The sequence below is a fragment of the Rhizobium sp. CCGE531 genome (assembly GCF_003627795.1).
Lineage (GTDB): Bacteria > Pseudomonadota > Alphaproteobacteria > Rhizobiales > Rhizobiaceae > Rhizobium.
The window spans coordinates 2,957,006-2,975,915 of the sequence record NZ_CP032684.1 but is presented as its reverse complement, the minus strand read 5'-3'; the positions used below and the strand labels follow the sequence as shown (position 1 = coordinate 2,975,915).

The 18,910-nt window shown below is 60.8% G+C and carries 18 protein-coding genes; 10 read left to right on the top strand and 8 right to left on the bottom strand.

Annotated features, from left to right (window positions below; all coding sequences use genetic code 11):
• The first annotated feature begins 61 nt into the window (after positions 1-61).
• A complete protein-coding gene (locus CCGE531_RS14530; protein WP_120664804.1) occupies positions 62-2,452 on the top strand; it encodes a hypothetical protein in 2,391 nt (796 codons plus the stop codon).
• An 87-nt stretch (positions 2,453-2,539) separates the two neighbouring features.
• On the opposite strand, the gene rpoH is transcribed toward CCGE531_RS14530, so the two are convergent.
• Positions 2,540-3,448, bottom strand: coding sequence for an RNA polymerase sigma factor RpoH (gene rpoH, locus CCGE531_RS14525; RefSeq protein ID WP_120664803.1), 909 nt, complete (start codon positions 3,446-3,448; stop codon positions 2,540-2,542).
• Positions 3,449-3,819: 371 nt separating this feature from the next.
• Positions 3,820-4,845: an RluA family pseudouridine synthase gene (locus CCGE531_RS14520; protein ID WP_120664802.1), complete on the bottom strand. Its 1,026-nt coding sequence runs from the start codon at positions 4,843-4,845 to the stop codon at positions 3,820-3,822.
• 49 nt (positions 4,846-4,894) lie between these two features.
• Between CCGE531_RS14520 and CCGE531_RS14515 the strand changes: the two genes are divergently transcribed.
• Both CCGE531_RS14515 and CCGE531_RS14510 read left to right on the top strand, forming a co-directional pair.
• Positions 4,895-5,272 (top strand): hypothetical protein, encoded by a 378-nt coding sequence (locus CCGE531_RS14515; protein WP_120664801.1) that lies wholly within the window; start codon positions 4,895-4,897, stop codon positions 5,270-5,272.
• 10 nt (positions 5,273-5,282) lie between these two features.
• Positions 5,283-6,113: an RNA methyltransferase gene (locus CCGE531_RS14510; protein WP_120666845.1), complete on the top strand. Its 831-nt coding sequence runs from the start codon at positions 5,283-5,285 to the stop codon at positions 6,111-6,113.
• Between the two features lie 9 nt (positions 6,114-6,122).
• Here CCGE531_RS14510 and CCGE531_RS14505 read toward each other — a convergent pair whose 3' ends face one another.
• Positions 6,123-7,331: a hypothetical protein gene (locus CCGE531_RS14505; protein WP_120664800.1), complete on the bottom strand. Its 1,209-nt coding sequence runs from the start codon at positions 7,329-7,331 to the stop codon at positions 6,123-6,125.
• 185 nt (positions 7,332-7,516) lie between these two features.
• The gene (locus CCGE531_RS14500) at positions 7,517-8,128 is read right to left on the bottom strand and encodes an EipA family protein (RefSeq protein ID WP_120664799.1); all 612 of its coding nucleotides are present in this window, start codon (positions 8,126-8,128) and stop codon (positions 7,517-7,519) included.
• 303 nt (positions 8,129-8,431) lie between these two features.
• On the opposite strand from CCGE531_RS14500, the gene CCGE531_RS14495 reads away from it, so the two are divergent.
• The gene (locus CCGE531_RS14495; RefSeq protein WP_120664798.1) at positions 8,432-9,079 is read left to right on the top strand and encodes a histidine phosphotransferase family protein; all 648 of its coding nucleotides are present in this window, start codon (positions 8,432-8,434) and stop codon (positions 9,077-9,079) included.
• A 204-nt stretch (positions 9,080-9,283) separates the two neighbouring features.
• Positions 9,284-9,646 carry a response regulator gene (locus CCGE531_RS14490; RefSeq protein WP_120664797.1) on the top strand — a complete coding sequence of 121 codons (363 nt, stop codon included), beginning with the start codon at positions 9,284-9,286 and terminating at the stop codon, positions 9,644-9,646.
• Between the two features lie 137 nt (positions 9,647-9,783).
• Here the strand turns inward: CCGE531_RS14490 and ctrA are convergent, their stop codons facing one another.
• Positions 9,784-10,485 carry a cell cycle two-component system response regulator CtrA gene (ctrA, locus tag CCGE531_RS14485; RefSeq protein WP_069611718.1) on the bottom strand — a complete coding sequence of 234 codons (702 nt, stop codon included), beginning with the start codon at positions 10,483-10,485 and terminating at the stop codon, positions 9,784-9,786.
• A gap of 441 nt (positions 10,486-10,926) precedes the next feature.
• On the opposite strand from ctrA, the gene CCGE531_RS14480 reads away from it, so the two are divergent.
• Entirely contained in the window at positions 10,927-11,283 is a 357-nt protein-coding gene (locus tag CCGE531_RS14480) for a flagellar export protein FliJ (protein ID WP_120664796.1), read from the top strand.
• A 337-nt stretch (positions 11,284-11,620) separates the two neighbouring features.
• On the opposite strand, the gene CCGE531_RS14475 is transcribed toward CCGE531_RS14480, so the two are convergent.
• The 3 genes from CCGE531_RS14475 to cysQ form a co-directional block, all read right to left on the bottom strand.
• A complete protein-coding gene (locus tag CCGE531_RS14475; protein ID WP_120664795.1) occupies positions 11,621-11,902 on the bottom strand; it encodes a GNAT family N-acetyltransferase in 282 nt (93 codons plus the stop codon).
• Between the two features lie 232 nt (positions 11,903-12,134).
• On the bottom strand, positions 12,135-12,410 hold the full coding sequence (locus CCGE531_RS14470) for a DUF1153 domain-containing protein (RefSeq protein ID WP_120664794.1): 276 nt from the start codon (positions 12,408-12,410) through the stop codon (positions 12,135-12,137).
• Between the two features lie 302 nt (positions 12,411-12,712).
• The gene (gene cysQ, locus CCGE531_RS14465; protein ID WP_120664793.1) at positions 12,713-13,507 is read right to left on the bottom strand and encodes a 3'(2'),5'-bisphosphate nucleotidase CysQ; all 795 of its coding nucleotides are present in this window, start codon (positions 13,505-13,507) and stop codon (positions 12,713-12,715) included.
• Positions 13,508-13,823: 316 nt separating this feature from the next.
• On the opposite strand from cysQ, the gene CCGE531_RS14460 reads away from it, so the two are divergent.
• From CCGE531_RS14460 to CCGE531_RS14445, 4 genes are read left to right on the top strand one after another with little or no spacing between them, the layout of a single operon-like run.
• Complete coding sequence (locus CCGE531_RS14460) at positions 13,824-15,074, top strand: sarcosine oxidase subunit beta family protein (RefSeq protein WP_120664792.1); 1,251 nt, start codon at positions 13,824-13,826, stop codon at positions 15,072-15,074.
• Positions 15,075-15,087: 13 nt separating this feature from the next.
• Entirely contained in the window at positions 15,088-15,366 is a 279-nt protein-coding gene (locus CCGE531_RS14455; protein ID WP_120664791.1) for a sarcosine oxidase subunit delta, read from the top strand.
• Entirely contained in the window at positions 15,363-18,320 is a 2,958-nt protein-coding gene (locus tag CCGE531_RS14450) for a sarcosine oxidase subunit alpha family protein (RefSeq protein WP_120664790.1), read from the top strand. The genes CCGE531_RS14455 and CCGE531_RS14450 overlap by 4 nt, the downstream gene beginning before the upstream one ends.
• 7 nt (positions 18,321-18,327) lie before the next feature.
• Positions 18,328-18,882: a sarcosine oxidase subunit gamma family protein gene (locus tag CCGE531_RS14445; protein ID WP_120664789.1), complete on the top strand. Its 555-nt coding sequence runs from the start codon at positions 18,328-18,330 to the stop codon at positions 18,880-18,882.
• Positions 18,883-18,910: the final 28 nt, after the last annotated feature.

Sequence of the window (18,910 nt, the reverse complement as noted above, 5' to 3'; positions counted from 1 at the left end):
AGTCGCGTATCTATGACGAATCCTGGCCCGGCTGCCCGCCGGGCATCATGAGAAAGTACTGATGGCGGATTTTGTAGCAGTTATTCGACGGGCCGTTGACGGCCTGGCCGAAAATACTCCCGAAATGCGGGTCAAGGTTTACGATCGAGCTCGTGGTGCCGTGCAACGGCAGCTCGAGAGCATGAAACCGCGCCCCCCCGAGGAAATGCTGCGCCGTCAGCTCGACAAGCTCGAGGTCGCAATCGTCGAGGTCGAGGCCGAGCATGCCGAGGCCCTTCCTGGAGCCGAGGAACCGGTTGCGGAAGCGCCCGTGGTGCACGAGCCTGCGGCGCACGAGCCCGTGGTGCACGAGGATGTCGCTCCCGAGCCTGTTCACGAGCAACATCAGGCTGAAGAAGTCCATGCCGAAGCGGATGTGGAAGAGCCTGTGGCCGCTCCGGCCGCGGTTCATGCCCATGAGGAGGGCGAGGTTGCTCAGCCGGCCCATGAAGAACCCGTCCATGAGGAGCCCGCTCACGAGGAGCCTGCTTCGCATGGCGAGCAGGACCATGCGCATGAGCATCAGCCTGTCGAGGAATGGGGCGAGCCGCACCGCGAAGAGGAGCCCCATGTTCCGGCTGCCGAACATGCACATGCCGGCGTCGAGCACCATGCCGAGATAGACGAGGAACCGACCCTCGAGCCGGTTTATCAGGACGAGCCGCAACATCATGTGGAAGAGGCGCCGGCGGTTGCCGTAGAGCCTGTCCACGCGGCGCCCGCACAAGGCGCGCGATCCACGCCGGTTGACGACGTCATAAGCCAGGTCGAGCAGATCTGGGCCGAGGTGGATGCGCCGACTCGTCATTCCGAGCCCGAGCCGGTCATGCCGGCCGCGGCTTTCGCGGAGACGCCGTTCGGCCATCCCGTCGAGGCACCCGAGACCGCGAAGGCGCCCGCCATCAACAAGGGCTTTGCCTGGGATGCCGATGTCTTCGAGGAATTGCAGCCTTCGCCTGCGGCTGGCACGCCGGTCCAGCAGCCGGCTCGGCAGATGCCGGAAAACGCCTTTGACGACGTCGATCTCTTTGCGGATGTGCATCCCCCCAGCAAGACGGCACCGGATGCGGATGCCGCCAACGATGGCTGGCGCGAGCTCAAGGAGCTTGCCGGCTTCGACAAGCGCGCGGAAGACGAGCGGGGCGGTGGCTCCTCAGTTCCGCCTGATCTCGATCAGGCCATGGCGGCAAAACTGCAGGGCCGCAGCTTCCGCATGGAGCCGAAGCGCCGTCGTTTCAATATCACCGGCATCATCGTCACGCTTGTGGGACTTGCGGTCGTAGGGGGAGGTGGCTACGCAGCCTGGCTGAACCGTGATGCGCTCAACAACATGGTAACGAAGCTCGTTAGCTCTGCAACGAAGAACGGGGCGACACCACCGGCTACGGATACGGCGGGCAAAGATGCCGCGAAGAACGGTAACGCTTCCGCCCCTGCCCAGCAGCAGGCGGCTGCACCGCAGCAGAAAAATGCGGCGACCCAGCAGCCGTCGGGCGCCGGCAATACGAATGTCGCCGCTGTAACCAGCGACCCGAATACGGTCAATACGAAGTTCACGCAGCGTCTTCTGACCAACGGTGCCGAAAAGGATGAGGGGCCGGCTCCGAACGGTCAGCCGGGTGTCGTCGAGGGCAAGTCCGTAGCTGAGCAGAATGTTGCTTCCGCCGCACCGTCCGCGACGGCGACGCCGCCCGCGAACAATGCCGCTGCCGCGCAGACCCAGGCGCCCGCGGCTGCCGCGCCAAGCCCATCCGCTTCCACGGACCAACAGGCACCCGCGGCCAGCCAGCAACAGCAGGCACCCGCCAATCAGCCGCCGCCCGTGACGCAGCAGACGGCGGCAGCTACCGACGGGCAGAAGGTTTTCCTCTATGAGGAGCGCCTTGGCCAAACCTCGCCGTCTGCCTTCCAGGGCACCGTCACCTGGTCCGTTCAGGAAGGCAAGGGGGCCGATGGCCGGCCGGAGCCTTCGGTACAGGGGCTTATCAGCGTTCCGGATCGCGGCCTGACCGCCACGATCACCGTTTCGCGGAATTCGGATTCCTCGCTTCCGGCGAGCCATCTGATCGAGCTGGCATTCCAGGTCCCCCCGACATTCGAAGGCGGGGCGATCGATAATGTACAGCGCGTTGCGCTGAAGGCGACCGAACAGGATCGCGGCGATGCGTTGATCGCGGTGCCGGCCAAGGTGACAGACGATGTCTACATGGTCGCGCTCAACGATTTCCCGGATGCACGCAAGACCAACCTCGATCTCTTGAAAAGCCGCAATTGGATCGACATCCCGGTCGTCTATCGCAATGGCCGACGCGCCCTGCTGACGATGGAAAAGGGTCCGACCGGCACCGATGCGTTCAACAAGGCAATTTCGGAATGGCAGGCACTTGGCGGTGTCGCGTCGAGCGGTCAGTAAGGCTTTCTGACATAGATGGATATGCAAAAGGCGGGCTTGCGGCCCGCCTTTTCATTTCTACCCGTTGGAAGCCTTCCGAGATAGGTTTCAGGCTGTCGCTTCGACGACGCGCAGCGCCTTGGCGCGTTCCAGCGCATCCTTCTGCACGGCTTCCTGAACCTTTTCGAAGGCGCGAACCTCGATCTGGCGGACGCGTTCGCGGCTGATGTCGAATTCCGTCGAGAGATCTTCCAATGTCACCGGCTCATCGGCGAGGCGGCGTGCCTCGAAGATGCGGCGCTCGCGATCGTTCAGCACGCCCATGGCGCGCGCCAGCATGCGGCGGCGCGTGTCGAGCTCGTCCTGTTCGATCAGCACGTCTTCCTGGCTGTCGTGATCATCCACCAGCCAATCCTGCCACTGGCCGGAATCGCCTTCGGCAGCCTTGATCGGCGCGTTCAGCGAAGCGTCGCCGGAAAGGCGGCGGTTCATCGAAACGACTTCCTCTTCCGAGACCTTCAGCTTGGTGGCGATCTCGGTGACATGTTCCGGCTTCAGATCGCCGTCGTCGATGGCCTGGATACGGCCCTTCAAGCGGCGCAGGTTGAAGAACAGGCGCTTCTGATTGGCGGTGGTGCCCATCTTCACCAGCGACCATGAGCGCAGGATATATTCCTGGATCGACGCCTTGATCCACCACATGGCGTAGGTTGCTAGGCGGAAGCCGCGTTCCGGGTCAAACTTCTTCACGGCCTGCATCAGGCCGACATTGCCTTCCGACACGACTTCGCCGATCGGCAGGCCATAGCCGCGATAGCCCATGGCGATCTTCGCCACGAGGCGCAGATGGCTGGTGACGAGCCTGTGCGCGGCCTGACGGTCGGCATGTTCCGCATAGCGCTTGGCGAGCATGTACTCTTCCTGCGGTTCCAGCATGGGGAACTTGCGGATTTCGTCGAGATAGCGATTGAGGCCGGCTTCACCGGCGGCGATGGATGGCAAGGTATTACGGGCCATGATTGTGCACCCTCCTATTCAAGATCTGGTTCCTTCTGGGGGCGTATTTGCGCGCCTTCTGCGAAGCGGACCAAGGCGTACGGGTCCGAGGACCCCGCACTGAACCAATGTAAAGATAAGTACGGCAAAACGGTGATTCAAGGATCTGGTCACGCAAGTGTTATCGCAGCGTGACCACTGGTCTCGCCGTGACATCGCCCTTGGGATTATCCTCCCGAATAGTCCAGCGCCAGACGATTTAGCCATATCGACCCCGAAAACGCGGTCGCGTTTTCGACAGGCACAAGCGCTCGGACTTCGGTCCTCCATATCTCATATTATAGGGCGGCAGGTCGCGGGCGTCCAGCGGTGAAGCCGAGAAGCCTCGTCGCTTATCCCCTCAGCGCCGCCGCCAGCTCTTCCATGTCGTCGGGCAGGGGCGCTTCGAAGTGCATGACTTCGCCGGTACGCGGATGCTCGAATTGCAGCATATAGGCGTGCAGCGCCTGGCGGGGGAAGCGGTTGACGACCTGCTTTGCGGCCTCCGGCAGAAGATTGGCCTTGGTCTTGAAACCACCGCCATAGACGGCGTCGCCGAGCAGCGGGTTGCCGATATGCGCCATGTGCACGCGGATCTGGTGGGTGCGGCCGGTTTCCAGATGGCAATCGATCAGCGAGGCAAGCGCAGTCGAGTCCGGCGTCTCGTGAAAGCGCTCCAGCACCTCGTAATGCGTGATGGCCTCATCGGCTTCCTGCGAATCCGGGCGCTTGACGGCGCGGCGCGTGCGGTCGCTGCTCGACCGGCCGAGGGGTGCATCGATGGTGCCGACAAGCTGGCGGGGGCGCCCCCAGACGATTGCCTGATAGGCACGTTCCAGCGAGGTCGTCCTGCCATGATCGGCAAATTGCAGCGACAGATGCCGGTGGGCGACATCGTTCTTGGCGACGACCATCACACCCGTCGTATCCTTGTCCAGCCGATGGACGATGCCCGGGCGGCGGACGCCGCCGATGCCGGAAAGACTGTTGCCGCAATGATGGATCAGCGCATTGACCAGCGTGCCCGTCCAATTGCCGGCGGCGGGATGGACGACCAGCCCGGCGGGCTTGGAGATGACGATCACATCATCGTCCTCATAGAGGACGTCGAGCGGGATATCCTCGCCCTGCGGCGTCGGATCCTCCGGCTCGGGCAGGGTGATCTCATAGACGTCGCCGGCGCGCACCTTGCGCTTGGCGTCAGTCACAGGGGTATTGTTGAGCAGAACCGAGCCCTGCTTGATCAGCGCCTGCACGCGGCTGCGGGAGAATTCGTCGCCGATCTCGGCCGTCAGCCACGCATCGAGCCGTCCTTCGGCACTTTCATCGGCGGTAAGGACTTTTCTATTGCCCGCGGCTTCTTTAAAGGGGTCGCTCAAGTGTATTTCTCCGGCGCACAAGGCGCTCTCAATCAGTAAGGACGCATCGATGACGAATCTCGAGCCAGACGATCAAGAGGAAAAGCCCCTCGATCCGGCCCTGGAGAAAGTCCGACGCAAGATGATCCGCCTGCAGATCGTCTCCGCGGCCGTTATGGTGGTGAGCCTTATGGCTGTCTTCGGCGCCGTTGTCTACAAGACGATGAAGCCATCGGCCAAGCCGGTAGGACAGGCGGCTTCCGGCATCCCGTCCGATGCCCCGGTTGCCGTGACGGCATTGCTGCCGGCGGGTTTTACCGTTCAATCCACGGCGCTGTCGGGCAATCAAGTCCTGTTCTACGGCACGCTTGCCGGCGGCCAGCGCCAGGCCATCGTCTTCGACTACGGTATCGGCCGCATCGTGGCGACCATATCGCTGTCCAACTGACGGCCTGATGATGACGAGCGAGCGGCCCATCGAGATCACGCATCCAGACGATCCGCGCATCGCCGAATTCCGCAATATCCGCGAACGCGATCTCACAGGTCGAGAGAACCGTTTCATCGCGGAAGGGACCGTGGTGCTGCGGCTTCTCGCCGGCGCGCATGAGGCGGGCGGTGATTTCGTCGCGGAGAAAGTGCTGCTGCTCAAAAATCGCGTTGCCGGCTTGAACGACATCATCGACACCTTCCCACCAGGCGTCCCGATCTATGTCGCGGCCGCCGAGGTGCTCGACGGCATTGTCGGCTTTCATCTGCATCGCGGTGTTCTAGCACTGGGGCGCAGGACGGCGAAAGAGGGGATGAACGGCCTTCTCGACCGCCTCCCGAAGCGGGCACTGGTGCTCGTCGGCTGCGGTATTTCCAATCACGACAATATGGGTTCGATGTTCCGCAATGCGGCGGCCTTCGGCGCGGATGCGGTGCTGCTCGACGAGAGCTGTTGCGATCCGCTCTATCGCAAGGCGCTGCGGGTTTCGGTCGGCTCCATCCTGACCATACCTTATCGTCGGCAATCGAGCGGCGTCGAGTTGCTTACGGCGCTCGCCGAGCGCCGCTTTGCGATCTGGAGCCTGTCGCCAGGTGGCACCGTCGATATTCGCGATGTCGCGGCGTCGGAGCGCATGGCGCTTGTCGTCGGCACGGAAGGGGACGGCCTGCCCGAAAGCATCCTTTCCGCCTTCGGCAGCGTGCGCATCCCGCAGGCGCCGGGGCTGGACAGCCTCAATGTCGCGACAGCCAGCGGCATCGCGCTCTTCGAGATGGCTGCGAAGAACGGGCGTATCTGAGAGAGGCAGTCAGGGATGCTTCGGCAGCATGGCCGCGACGCGATCGGCAAGGCTGAGGCGTGCACCCGGCGCTGCGGCTTCCCTATCTTTCGGCAGAAGACCGAAGATCGGAGAGCTATCGCCCTCCTTGAGCGCCGTCAGCGCCACCATATTGGCAGCGATCTTCGCAATCTCCTCGCGCATGACGTCGTCATGCGCGGGTGAGCGGGTCTTCAGCAGGCGGTCCGAAAGGGCCGCCGCCCGGTTGCGGACCTCTTCCGTCATTTCGGCGATCTCGTCTTCCACTGTCCGTTCCGGTTCCGCCACTTGCGGCGGTTCTGCAGCCTTCGCCTGGTCATCGGCTGCCGCGACCATCGAGGCGGCCGAAAGCTTCGGCGTTCTTGCCGGCTTTTTCGGCGGTGTGACGCCGGCCGCACGCAGCGCCTTGCCGGCCTCCTTGGATTCCTTGATGGCGGTCTCGAGCCGCTCCCTCAGGCGAAGGACATCCTGAGCCTGCCGCTCGATCGCGGTTTCCTTGTCGGCGCTGCCGGCGATCTCGCGATTGAGGCGCTCCTCGAGCCGTTTGGTCTTGTCGCTTTCCTGCCGCAGCGACTGTCCGGCATCCGCGGCACGCAGGTTTGCCGCACTCAGATCCTGGCGCAGCGTATCACGCTCGTCCCGCAATGTATTGATGCGCAGCTTCAGGCTTTCGATTTCGGTTTCGCGGGTTGCGAGGTCGATCCTGAGATTGTCCGTGTCGCCGGCCATCTTCGTCATCCGCTTGCGCAATCCGTCGATATCGGCTTCCTTTTCCGCACTGGCCTGCTCGGCGGTATGGATGCCCGATTTGAGCTGGCTGATATAGCTCTCTTCATGCCGCAGGCGCGAGCGCAGTTCTCCTGCCTCCACCTCCAGATCGTCGATGCGCGTCTGCAGCTCCGCGCTTCCGGCGGAGAGGCGGCTCGCTTCCTGCTGAAGCTTGCCGTTATGGATCTGCAGGGCAACGGTCTTGTCGCGCTCCTGCGTCAGGGCGTGCTCGGTTCTGGCGTTTTCGGCCGCAAAGAGGGCGCGCGCCATATCCTTCTGCGCGCGCACTTCCTGCGGGCTCAGCGGCATGGTCGCCTTCAGGCGCTTTTCGGTGAACCAGACGATGCGACGATGGATTGCCGGCGCGATGAGAAAGACCAGAAGAGCGGCTGTCAGAAAGCCCAATCCGAACAACAGAGCAAATTGAATCACGACGCGGCCAGTATCCTGGAGTTATGTTCGATCTCGATAAAATGATTAATCATGGGTTAGCCATGCGGGCAAGCGTTTAACGCGGATATGGTTTATCGGCGCGAGGCCGAATTTACGGAAAGAAAAGGCCCGCGATCCTGGCGGGCCAAGGCTGGGCTGCCTGGGAGACGATATAAGGCGCAGGATCAGAAAGGATTCCAGGTCGGGCCGGGCGTGACCTTCAGATAGCCGAGGTTGACGCCGAGGCGGGCGCCAAGGCCAGTGCGGATCGGCACGAGAACGATGTTGTTGTTCTTCAACACGGTCATGCCGAAGCCGGCAACCACGAAGGCCTGGCCGCTGACGCCGCCGAAGCGGGTATAGACGCTGTTGATGCTCGGTAGATCGTAGACCAGCATCATGACGCGGGCGCCCTGGCCGCCATAGTCGAAGCCGAGCGACGGGCCCTGCCAGTAGAGCGGATGCTCGCCGGCATTCTTGGTGTTGAGCTGGCCTTCGCCGTAGGTCAAGCCGGCGAGGAATGCGCCGGAGCCTTCCTGGCCGAGGATGTAGCCGTTCGGCAAACCATATTGCTGAAAGGCGCGCTCGACCACCTTGGCGAGGCCGCCGCTGGCGGAGCCGAAGAAGGAGTGGCCGGCGTCGACGATTTCCTGCGCCGAATACTGATTGGTGGGCGCGGCGGAGGCCTGACGGACCGGCAAGGCGAAGCTCACGAATGCGACAATGGCCAGGATCAGGCCGAGGCCGAGCGTCCTGGTGCCGGGGCTTGGCATTCTCTTCAGAAATTCATAGCGCATCAAAGTCATCCGTTCATCATGGTCGGTGCAACAGGGGCGAATAGGCAACGCATTCGCCTGAATGCGCCACGCATGGCACGCCCCATCTCCAGACCATTCCGCCCATCTATCGCAGGTCGATTCGCGTGCGAAAAAGTCTGATGGTGATGAATGCATTTTGCGTCGATGGTCTTAACAATCGGTTTACCAAATATGGTGTCATTATGGCGCGCGGTACACTGGCTGCGACAACCCTCGGGCAACCTTACCGTGGCAACGTGGACTCGACTGCATTTTGCCTTGCCAGCATTCAGGAGACAATGAATGTCGAAGAACCCGAACCTCACCTTGACCGGACCGGATCTGGCCGCGCTGCTGTGCAGCCGCGTCTGCCATGACGTGATCTCGCCGGTCGGGGCGATCAACAATGGCCTGGAGTTGCTCGACGAGGGTGGTGCTGACGCCGACGCGATGGACCTGATCCGCACGAGCGCGCTCAACGCCTCTGTCCGCCTTAAATTCGCACGCCTTGCCTTCGGTGCTTCCGGCTCGGTCGGCGCATCGATCGACACAGGCGAAGCAGAACGGGCGGCCAAGGATTTCGCCGCCGCCGAGAAAAAGACCGAAGTCAGCTGGATCGGCCCGCGTGCCATCATTGCCAAGAACCGCGTCAAGCTGCTGCTCAACCTCTTCCTGGTTGCCTATGGCGCCATCCCGCGCGGCGGCAATCTCGATGTGACGCTCGAAAATCCGGAACTCGACGCCAAGTTCACGATCACCGTCAAGGGGCGGCTGATGCGCGTGCCGCCGAAATTTGCCGAGATCTGCTCCGGTACCCTGGAGGAGGCCGTCGATGCACATTCGATCCAGCCTTACTACACGGTCCTTCTCGCCGATGAGAGCGGTATGGAGCTTTCCTACAATGCGACGCCGGAGGAATTGACTTTCGTCGCGTCCATGGCGGCGCGATAAACCTACCGGTCCACCCGCGTTCTTCGCCCGCGGTCGAGCATCGGCCGCGGGTTTATTATTTCGTGCATTGAAATTTCCGTGCAATCTCACGGTTGTCCGCGCAATTGACAATGTACCGGTAACGAATCCTTAGCTTGCTGCTCCTATCGTTTCAATTTGAAGCCGTCGTTTGGACAATGGCGGCTGATGTCAGGGAGCTCATAGATGCAGCGGTTCATGATAACGGACAGTTCTGATGTCGTCAGAAAGGTCGGCAAACGAATCCTGTCCGAGCTGGATTTTCTCGTGAGCGAAGCCGGAGACGCCCGCGAGGCGCTGATGCGCTGCCAGGCCGAAATGCCAGATTATCTGCTCGTCGATGCCGGCATGGAAGGGGCGCTCGATCTCATCGTTAGTATCCGCGCCATGCCCAACGGCAAGGACGTGAAGATCTATTATTGCGTTGTCGAGGCCGATCTTCGCAAGCTGATGGCCGGAAAACGCGCCGGCGCCACGGATTTTCTGCTGAAGCCTTTCGATCGCAAGATCCTGACGGCTATATTCGGCAATCGCGCGGCCGCTGCCTGATTTCATCGAGATATATCTGAAAAGCGATAGCCGTCCTTCGAGGCGGCTATTCTTTTGCGCGCCATTTTGAGGCGCCAATAAAAATCCCGCCTGAAGAGGCGGGATTTTCCATGTTTCGGCGGATATGAGGGGGCGGTTCAGGCGCTTTCGGCGAAATCGCTGCTGTCGGGCTCGCGCAGCACGTAGCCGCGGCCCCAGACGGTTTCGATGTAGTTGGCGCCGCCGGCGGCATTGGCCAGCTTCTTGCGGAGCTTGCAGATGAAGACGTCGATGATCTTCAGTTCCGGCTCGTCCATACCGCCATAGAGATGGTTGAGGAACATTTCCTTGGTGAGCGTCGTGCCTTTGCGCAGCGAGAGCAGCTCCAGCATCTGGTATTCCTTGCCGGTCAGGTGCACGCGCTGGCCGCCGACTTCGACGGTCTTGGCGTCGAGGTTGACGATAAGCTCGCCGGTCATGATCACCGACTGTGCATGGCCCTTGGAACGGCGGACGATCGCGTGGATGCGGGCGACCAATTCGTCCTTGTGGAAAGGCTTGGTCATATAGTCGTCAGCGCCGAAGCCGAGGCCGCGAACCTTGTCCTCGATGCCGGCCATGCCGGAGAGGATGAGGATCGGCGTCTTGACCTTCGAAAGGCGCAGCGTGCGCAGCACTTCGTAGCCGGACATATCGGGAAGGTTAAGATCGAGAAGAATGATGTCGTAGTCGTAAAGCTTTCCGAGATCGACGCCTTCTTCACCGAGATCGGTGGTATAGACGTTGAAACTTTCGGATTTGAGCATCAGTTCGATGCTCTGCGCTGTCGCGCTGTCGTCTTCAATGAGTAGAACCCGCATAATTATCCCCTTTACCGCCGCCGAAAGGTCGTCAGCCCCCTTACGCGATACCGATCAAATCACTGGTTGATTTGGAAGCTGCCATGCAATGGTTAACAAATTCTGATTCACTCTGGCAAGTCGTATCGAATTTATTAAATAATTTTTCCATTGCACTGTTTTCCAACGACAATCAGTAAAATCTGCTCCTAAAGTATTGCATTAAGAACTCACGCCAAGTGATTCATCCGACTCATCAATGCGAACACGTCGAATTCCGACCGAAACATTTACTGAGCCTTAAATCATTGCGCCTATCATTAACGATGCCCGTAAACGAAAGGTTACCAGCGGTAGGCTTTTATTAAGATCGCTGTAATTTTTTTTAACCAAGTCGTCTCAAAGCGGCTCGGCGGGCGGGAATATCGAGAGCCGGGGTCTCGCATCACGGGAGTAATGCGTATGAAGTCACGTGAGAGCCTTGTTCGCCTGAAAGAGTTTCAGGTGAATGAAAAACGCCGTCAACTGCAGCAACTGCAGATGATGATGGCGGAATTTGACCGCATGACGAAGGAACTGGAAAGCCAGATCGTGCTGGAAGAGAAGAAGTCCGGCATCGCCGACCCGAACCACTTTGCTTACCCGACTTTTGCCAAGGCGGCCCGCCAGCGCGCGGACAACCTGCAGGTGTCGATCCGTGAGCTGCAGGTTCAGGAAGAGACGCTGGAAAGTTCGCTTGAGGAAATGCAGGCGGAATATGCCAAGGCTGCCGCGCTCGAGGAGCGTGATGGTTTGGGTCCGGCGCGGGCACGCGCCTGACAACGCAAAGTCCGTCGCCCTTTCGGGATCGGTTAGCTTCGTCCCGATATGAGGGCAATCTTCGCAATGCGGGAGATTTGACGGAGGGCGCATGAAAGCTGCGCATGACTGGCCGTGACAGGGCCGGCCATGCGCAGCTTTTGCATTTTGAAAATTAAACCGTCTATCTGGACGGATTAATCTCTGCTCGAATAATTGCCAAGCATGCGCATGGTTCTTATTGCCGCAGCGCTTAAAGCACGTCGCAATCTTTCAGATTCGCTCCGTGCGCTTTAAGCTATCGATTTTTTTGCATATCGTTATCGCAAAGCCGCTGCACACTTTTGCGCGACGTGCTTTAGGGATTGACGACGTCGCGCCAGCCATCATGGCGTTGTGCCTGCGCTTTGAAGAAGGGGCAGAGCGGGATGATCTTCCAACCACCGCGGCGTGCTTCCTCGACGGCGTGAAGAGCCAGAGCCTGGCCGACACCCTTGCCGCGCAGGGCATCCGGCACGCCGGTATGATCGATGATGATCAGCTTGGGGGAGGTGCGGGAAAACGTCATTTCCGCCTCGTGACCTTCGACGATCGCGACATACCGGCCGCCGGAGGCATTGTTTTCGTTGCGGATATCCATGATTTTCTCCCTTAGCGCGTTGCAGATGACGAGGATTGCATGCGCCCGTCGCGCTGCCAACTCCCGAATGATCTAGGAGAGTTCAGTCTGCCGTCGAATATTTTCAAGCGGCCTGTCGCTTGCCCGGCAATCAATAACCCGTTCGCTTCGACGTCGTTCGCATCAAATAATTCGGGCCTCTTCGTAGGAAAAGAGGCCTGAACACAAAATCAAAATAAGGGTGCTGTCGCCGTCAGTGGCGATACTGCTGTATACGGGTCGTCCGGAGGCCGGCGAGACCATGGGTATTGATGGACGCCTGCCAGGAGAGGAACTCTTCGACAGTCAACGTATAACGTTCGCAGGCTTCTTCCAAGCTGAGCAAACCACCACGCACGGCGGCGACAACCTCTGCCTTACGACGAATGACCCAGCGGCGCGTATTCGGCGGCGGAAGGTCTGCTATCGTCAGCGGGCTGCCATCGGGGCCGATGACATACTTCACTCGGGGACGTATCATTTCGGTCATTGGACTCTCTACACACACTCAAGACCACGTGTGTCACTCTATCTTGCCACATTTAAAAATTGCCTAAGCGCGTGGTAAGACTTTGCTAATAATTTTAATGAATGTGACGAGCCGCTGATTTGCGTGTGTTCCACCTGAGAAAAATGCCAGAAAGCCCCTGTTATTTAAGGGTAATTCGCTTTCATCCTATGATTTTTCGTCAGTGAAAACTTACGTTTTTAGACCGTAATCGCGATGTCCGGCCGGCTGTTCTGAGGTTCAGGAGCAGGCGCAAGAATTGTTTTTTACTTGCAAAAATAGACTTATGCGGAGACGCCGTGCTTCTGTCCGCCCCAGCAGATGAAATGCGGGTTGGCGAAGTCGCAATCCTCGCTCTGATCGGTCTTGCCATAGGTCAGAAGGCTGCCTTCGACTGTTACGGTCGTGCCACCGGCGGCGCGCAGGACTGCATCTCCCGCGGCCGTATCCCATTCCATGGTGCGGCCGAAGCGGGGATAGACATCGGCTTTCCCTTCGGCGAGGAGGCAGAATTTCAAGGAAGAGCCGATCGACGTGCAGGCGGAAACCGCATTGTCGGTGAGAAAATCCTCGGTTGTGGCGTTGCTGTTGCAGCGGCTTGCGAGCGCGGTCAGCTTGGCAGGGCGCTCGCGTACGGCGATGGTCAAGCGGTCGGAGACGGCAAAGTGCTCGTCGACGATCAGCTTGCGCGCCCTGCCGGGTTCGCCGGTAAAAGCTATGCCGAGTGCCGGTGCGTAGACGATGCCGGTCACGGGAATGCCGTTCTCGATATAGGCGATGTTGACGGTGAATTCGTCGCGATGCTCGATGAATTCGCGGGTGCCGTCGAGCGGATCGACGAGAAAGAAGGCGTGGCCGCGAACGTCCGGGATATTGCCGGCGGAGACCTGTTCCTCGGCAATGGCCGGGATATGCGGGAAATCGCGTTCGAGATGCCTGAGAATGATATGTTCGGCCCGCTCGTCAGCGAGGGTGACGGGGCTCATGTCCTGCTTTAGGGCAACGGCGTAGCCGGCGCGATAGACATCCAATATGGCCTGTCCCGCCTCGAGCGCCGCCTTTTCGAATGTTGCAAGCATCTGCCTGTTCGTCTTTCCGCGCCGTGTGCGCCTCAAGTCTCTGGACATTAAGATAAGGAGTCGCGTTTGCAGAGTATAGACTTCCGATGCCCGATTTCTTTCGCCTTAACGTCAGACCGGAGGTTTAGCAACAGAGCATCGTTGCCGCCGGGGTTTTTGGCCTGTCTTCGGCGTGTTCGCCCGAAGGCAGGCCCTGGCCGCTCCTGCGCAATCGGAAAAGATCTTGTTCTGTTTGCGAAGCTTTTTCGTCCTTTCGGGACTTGTCGTTTTTATTGCATGTGCGAATGTGCGGCCGGGTCGTGATCGGGATGAATGCATGCGTTATTCGGCTTATCAGCTTTTAAAACAGGCGTTTTCGGGCAATCGTCATTGGCAACCGGTGTGGCGGACGCCGGAGCCGAAACCACATTATGACGTGATCATCGTCGGTGGCGGCGGCCATGGGCTGGCGACGGCCTATTACCTTGCCAAGGAATTCGGCATTACCAATGTCGCCGTGCTGGAAAAGAGCTATATCGGCTCCGGCAATGTCGGCCGCAACACGACGATCATCCGTTCCAACTATCTGTTGCCCGGCAACGAGCCTTTCTACGAATTCTCGATGAAGCTCTGGGAAGGGTTGGAGCAGGACTTTAATTATAACGCGATGGTTTCCCAGCGCGGCATCGTCAATCTGTTCCATTCCGACGGCCAGCGCGATGCCTATGCCCGGCGCGGCAATGCCATGCGCATGCATGGCGTCGATGCCGAACTGCTCAATCGCGAGCAGGTTCGGCGGATGATGCCTTACCTGAATTTCGACCATGCGCGCTTTCCGATCCTTGGCGGCCTGCTGCAGCGGCGCGGCGGCACGGCGCGGCACGATGCGGTCGCCTGGGGCTATGCGCGCGGCGCCGACAGCCGTGGCGTCGATCTCATCCAGCAATGCGAGGTGATCGGCATCCGCCGCGAGAACGGTATTGTGACCGGCGTCGAGACCAATCGCGGCTTCATCGGCTGCAACAAGCTGGCGCTTGCGACCGCCGGCCATACCTCGATCCTGGGCAACATGGCCGATCTGGAGCTGCCGATCGAAACGCACGTCCTGCAGGCCTTCGTTTCAGAGGGGTTGAAGCCCGTCATCGACAATGTCATCACCTACGGCGCGGGACACTTCTATATCTCGCAGTCGGACAAGGGCGGCTTGGTCTTCGGCGCCGACATCGACTACTACAGCTCCTATGCGCAGCGCGGCAATCTCGCCACCGTCGAGCATACGATGGAGGAGGGCGTGGCGCTTATCCCCGGCTTGTCACGTGTGCGGGTGCTGCGCGCCTGGGGCGGCGTCATGGACATGAGCATGGACGGCTCGCCGATCATCGACCGCACCCCCATCGAAAATCTTTATCTGAACTGCGGCTGGAACTATGGCGGCTTCAAAGCGACGCCCGCCTCGGGCTTCTGCTTTGCGCATCTGATCGCCAAGGGCGAAAGCCACGATGTCAGCCGCCTTTTGCGCCTTGACCGCTTCGAGCGCGGCTTCGCGATCGACGAGAGCGGCAAAGGTCCGCAGCCGAACCTGCATTGAGGGCACGAAACCAATGGCAAGCTTGATCAACTGCCCGCATTGCGGCGTGCGACCCAAGGAAGAATTCTCCATTCGTGGTGCTGCTTCCGTTGTCCGTCCGGCGCCAACCGCACCGGATGAGGACTGGAACCGCTATGTCTTCATCCGCGACAATGAGCGCGGCCGGATTGAGGAGTATTGGCATCATGGCGCCGGATGTCGCCGCTGGCTGGTCGTCGATCGCAGCAATGTCACCCATGAGGTCTTTTCCGTTGTTGATGCCGAGGACAAGGCGAAGGAGGCAGTGCGATGACGGCCTATCGTCTGTCGGCCGGCGGCCTCGTCAATCGCAGCCGGCCGCTGTCCTTCAAATTCGACGGCAAGGAAATGAAGGGCCTGGAGGGCGACACACTCGCCGCCGCTCTTCTTGCCAATGACCAGCTGCTCGTCGGACGCAGCTTCAAATACCATCGGCCGCGCGGCATCCTGACGGCGGGGTCTGCTGAGCCCAACGCGCTCGTCACGACAGGCAAGGATGGCCGCACCGAGCCGAATACGCGCGCCACCGTTGCCGAGCTCTATCAAGGCATGGAAGCGGTCAGCCAGAACCGCTGGCCATCGCTGAAATATGATTTGGGCTCGATCAACAGCCTGTTGTCGCCTTTCCTTGGAGCCGGCTTTTACTACAAGACATTCATGTGGCCCGCGGCCTTTTGGGAGAAGGTCTACGAGCCGGTGATCCGGCGCGCCGCCGGCCTCGGCAAGGCGGTCATGCAGGCCGATCCGGACCGTTATGAGAAGGCCTGGGCGCATTGCGACCTGCTGGTCATCGGTTCCGGGCCTGCGGGTCTGATGGCTGCTCTGACCGCTGCTCGTGATGGCTTGCGTGTCGTTCTCGCCGATGAGGGCTTCCGGTTCGGCGGCTCGCTGCTTTCCGAAAAGCTGGCGATCGGCGGCGCTTCCGCCGATGTCTTCGTCCAGGCTGTGCTGGAGGAGCTGCAGAGCTTCGACAACGTGACCTTGATGCCGCGCACGACCGTCTTCGGCTGGTATGATGGCAATGTTTTCGGCGCGGTCGAGAAGGTGCAGAAGCATGTGGCGATGCCATCGCCCGACCTGCCGGTAGAGCGTCTCTGGCGCATCGCCGCCAAGCGCGCCATTCTTGCCTCTGGCGCCGAAGAGCGGCCGCTGGTGTTCGGCGGCAACGATCGTCCGGGCGTGATGATCGCTGGCGCCATGCGCAGCTACCTCAACCGCTATGGCGTGGTTGCGGGGCAGAAGGTTGCGGTTTTCACCAATGGCGGTTCCGGCTACCGCACGGCTGCCGACCTGGCCGCTGCTGGCGTCGAGATTTCGGCGATCCTCGATACGCGCGCCGCATCGGCCGACGCTGCCCCTCAGGGCGTGCGCGTCGTGCATGGAGCGACAGTGCACGCAACCAAGGGCAAGTATCGCATCAGCGGCGTCATCGCCGATCGCGGCGGCCTGGATGAGTTGATTGCCTGCGATGCGCTTGCCATGTCGGGCGGCTGGTCGCCGATCATCCATCTTGCCTGCCAGCGCGGCGCCAAGCCGGTCTGGTCGGACGAGAAGCAGGCGTTCATGGCGCCGATCGTCGGCGGCGAGCTGGAGATTGCCGGCTCGGCTGCCGGTATCGAGAGCGTTTCCGGCTGCCTCGCCGATGGCGCGGACAAGGCGCGGAAGATCGTCGAAAGCCTGGGCCGCACAGTTCATGCGGCTGACCTGCCCGAAGTGGAGGGTGAGTATGATCCGTCCTTCGCGGCGATCTGGTATGTGCCGGGCGCGAAGGACAAGGCATTCGTCGATTTCCAGAACGATGTCCATGCCAAGGATCTCGGCCTCGCGCTGCGCGAGGGCTTCGGTCATGTGGAGCATGCCAAGCGCTATACGACCAGCGGCATGGCGACGGACCAGGGCAAGCTCGGCAATGTGAATGCCGCCGGCATCATCGCCGGCATGCGCGGCGTCAGTCCCGCCGCCGTCGGCACGACGACATTCAGGCCGTTCTACACGCCCGTCTCCTTTGGCGCGCTGGCAGGCACGGCACGCGACAAGCATGCGCAGCCGGTGAGGGAATCGCCGCTGCATGGCTGGGCAAAGAAAAACGGCGCGACCTTCGTCGAGGCCGGTCTCTGGTATCGCTCGTCATGGTTTGCCCGGCCGGGCGAGAAGGGCTGGCGTGACAGCGTCGATCGCGAAGTGCTGAACGTCCGCAACAATGTCGGGCTTTGCGATGTGTCGACGCTCGGTAAGATCGAGATTTTCGGCAAGGATGCGGCGGAGTTTCTCAACCGGCTCTATTCCAACGCCTTCCTGAAGCTGCCGATCGGCAAGGCGCGCTACGGCTTGATGCTGCGCGAAGACGGCATGGTCTTCGACGACGGCACGACGAGCAAGCTGACACCGGATCATTTCTTCATGACCACCACGACGGCCATGGCCGGCGAGGTGATGACGCATATGGAATTCTCAGCGCAAACGCTTTGGCCGCAGCTCGACGTTCGTTTCGTCTCCTCTTCGGATCAATGGGCACAGATGGCGATTGCCGGCCCGAAGGCGCGGCTGGTGCTGGAGCAGATCGTCGAGGACGATATTTCCGACGCGTTCTTCCCGTTTCTCGCCGCCGCCGAAGTCATGCTGAAGGGTGGCTTGAGGGCGCGTTTGTTCCGTATCTCCTTCTCGGGCGAACTCGCCTACGAACTTGCGGTGCCTGCCGGCTACGGCGAGGCGGTCGCCGACGCGATCATGGACGCCGGCAAAGTACACGGCATCTGCGCCTATGGCGTCGAGGCCCTCAACGTGCTGCGTATCGAGAAGGGTCATGTGACCCATAGCGAGCTGGATGGCCGCACGACTCCCGATGATGTCGGGCTTGGCCGGATGTTGTCGGCGCAGAAGCCGGATTTCATCGGCAAGAGGCTCTCCACCCGCTTTGGCCTGACGGCCGCCGATCGTGGGCAGCTCGTGGGCCTGAAGCCTCTCGATACGACGAAGGAAATCCATGCCGGCGCGCATCTTTTGAAGGAAGGCGCAAGGCCATCGACCGTGAACGATCAAGGTCACGTCTCCTCGGCCTGTTTCTCGCCCGTCCTTGGCCATTCCATCGCGCTGGCCTTTCTGAAATCGGGCCGGGAGCGCATCGGCGAGCATGTGGTCGTCTGGGACGGATTGCGCGGCGAGGAAGTGCCGGCGGAAGTCTGCAGTCCGGTCTTTGTCGATCCTGATAACAAGAAGCTTTTGGGGTGAGGGATCGATGAGCGTCGCGTTTCAGAACAGGCATGTGCTGGAAGATCATATTTCCGGCTTCGAGGCTGCCGCCAACCCGAATCACCTCGCCGTCGTGCGCCGCCCCGCCATCTTCTCCGTGCTCGGCAGGGCGGGGGATCGGGATAGCGTTCTGGCGAGCCTGAAGGCGATCAAGGACGTATCCGTCCGTGACGTCGGACCGAGGGAATGGCTTGTCGTATCGGAGACGCTTGGCGCCGATAGTGTGGCGCGGGATCTCTTCACGCTCGATCCGGCGCGGCTGTCCTTCTTCGAGCAGAGCGATGGTCGCGTGCTTCTTAGCATTTCCGGCCCCAGCGTGCGTCGTATTCTCGCCAAATGCGTGGCCGTCGATCTGCATCCGCAGGTCTTCGCCGAGGGCCAGGCGTCGAGCATGCTGTGCTGCCATGTCAGCGCCAATATCGCGCGTACTGGTCTCGACCGTTTCGAAATCATCGTGCCGCGCTCCTATGCCGGCAGCGTGTTCGAAGAGATCATGGAGATGGGGCGGGAGTTCGCACTGACGGCTGCTTTTGCCGACTGAAAAGCCCCATGACGACGGACGTCGAGTG

Coding starts and splice junctions, on each gene's coding strand:
- CCGE531_RS14530 (WP_120664804.1), top strand. CDS start 62: ATGGCGGATTTTGTAGCAGTTATTCGACGGGCCGTTGACGGCCTGGCC.
- rpoH (WP_120664803.1), bottom strand. CDS start 3,448: ATGGCCCGTAATACCTTGCCATCCATCGCCGCCGGTGAAGCCGGCCTC.
- CCGE531_RS14515 (WP_120664801.1), top strand. CDS start 4,895: ATGACGAATCTCGAGCCAGACGATCAAGAGGAAAAGCCCCTCGATCCG.
- CCGE531_RS14510 (WP_120666845.1), top strand. CDS start 5,283: ATGACGAGCGAGCGGCCCATCGAGATCACGCATCCAGACGATCCGCGC.
- CCGE531_RS14500 (WP_120664799.1), bottom strand. CDS start 8,128: ATGCGCTATGAATTTCTGAAGAGAATGCCAAGCCCCGGCACCAGGACG.
- CCGE531_RS14495 (WP_120664798.1), top strand. CDS start 8,432: ATGTCGAAGAACCCGAACCTCACCTTGACCGGACCGGATCTGGCCGCG.
- CCGE531_RS14490 (WP_120664797.1), top strand. CDS start 9,284: ATGCAGCGGTTCATGATAACGGACAGTTCTGATGTCGTCAGAAAGGTC.
- ctrA (WP_069611718.1), bottom strand. CDS start 10,485: ATGCGGGTTCTACTCATTGAAGACGACAGCGCGACAGCGCAGAGCATC.
- CCGE531_RS14480 (WP_120664796.1), top strand. CDS start 10,927: ATGAAGTCACGTGAGAGCCTTGTTCGCCTGAAAGAGTTTCAGGTGAAT.
- CCGE531_RS14475 (WP_120664795.1), bottom strand. CDS start 11,902: ATGGATATCCGCAACGAAAACAATGCCTCCGGCGGCCGGTATGTCGCG.
- CCGE531_RS14470 (WP_120664794.1), bottom strand. CDS start 12,410: ATGACCGAAATGATACGTCCCCGAGTGAAGTATGTCATCGGCCCCGAT.
- cysQ (WP_120664793.1), bottom strand. CDS start 13,507: ATGCTTGCAACATTCGAAAAGGCGGCGCTCGAGGCGGGACAGGCCATA.
- CCGE531_RS14460 (WP_120664792.1), top strand. CDS start 13,824: ATGCGTTATTCGGCTTATCAGCTTTTAAAACAGGCGTTTTCGGGCAAT.
- CCGE531_RS14455 (WP_120664791.1), top strand. CDS start 15,088: ATGGCAAGCTTGATCAACTGCCCGCATTGCGGCGTGCGACCCAAGGAA.
- CCGE531_RS14450 (WP_120664790.1), top strand. CDS start 15,363: ATGACGGCCTATCGTCTGTCGGCCGGCGGCCTCGTCAATCGCAGCCGG.
- CCGE531_RS14445 (WP_120664789.1), top strand. CDS start 18,328: ATGAGCGTCGCGTTTCAGAACAGGCATGTGCTGGAAGATCATATTTCC.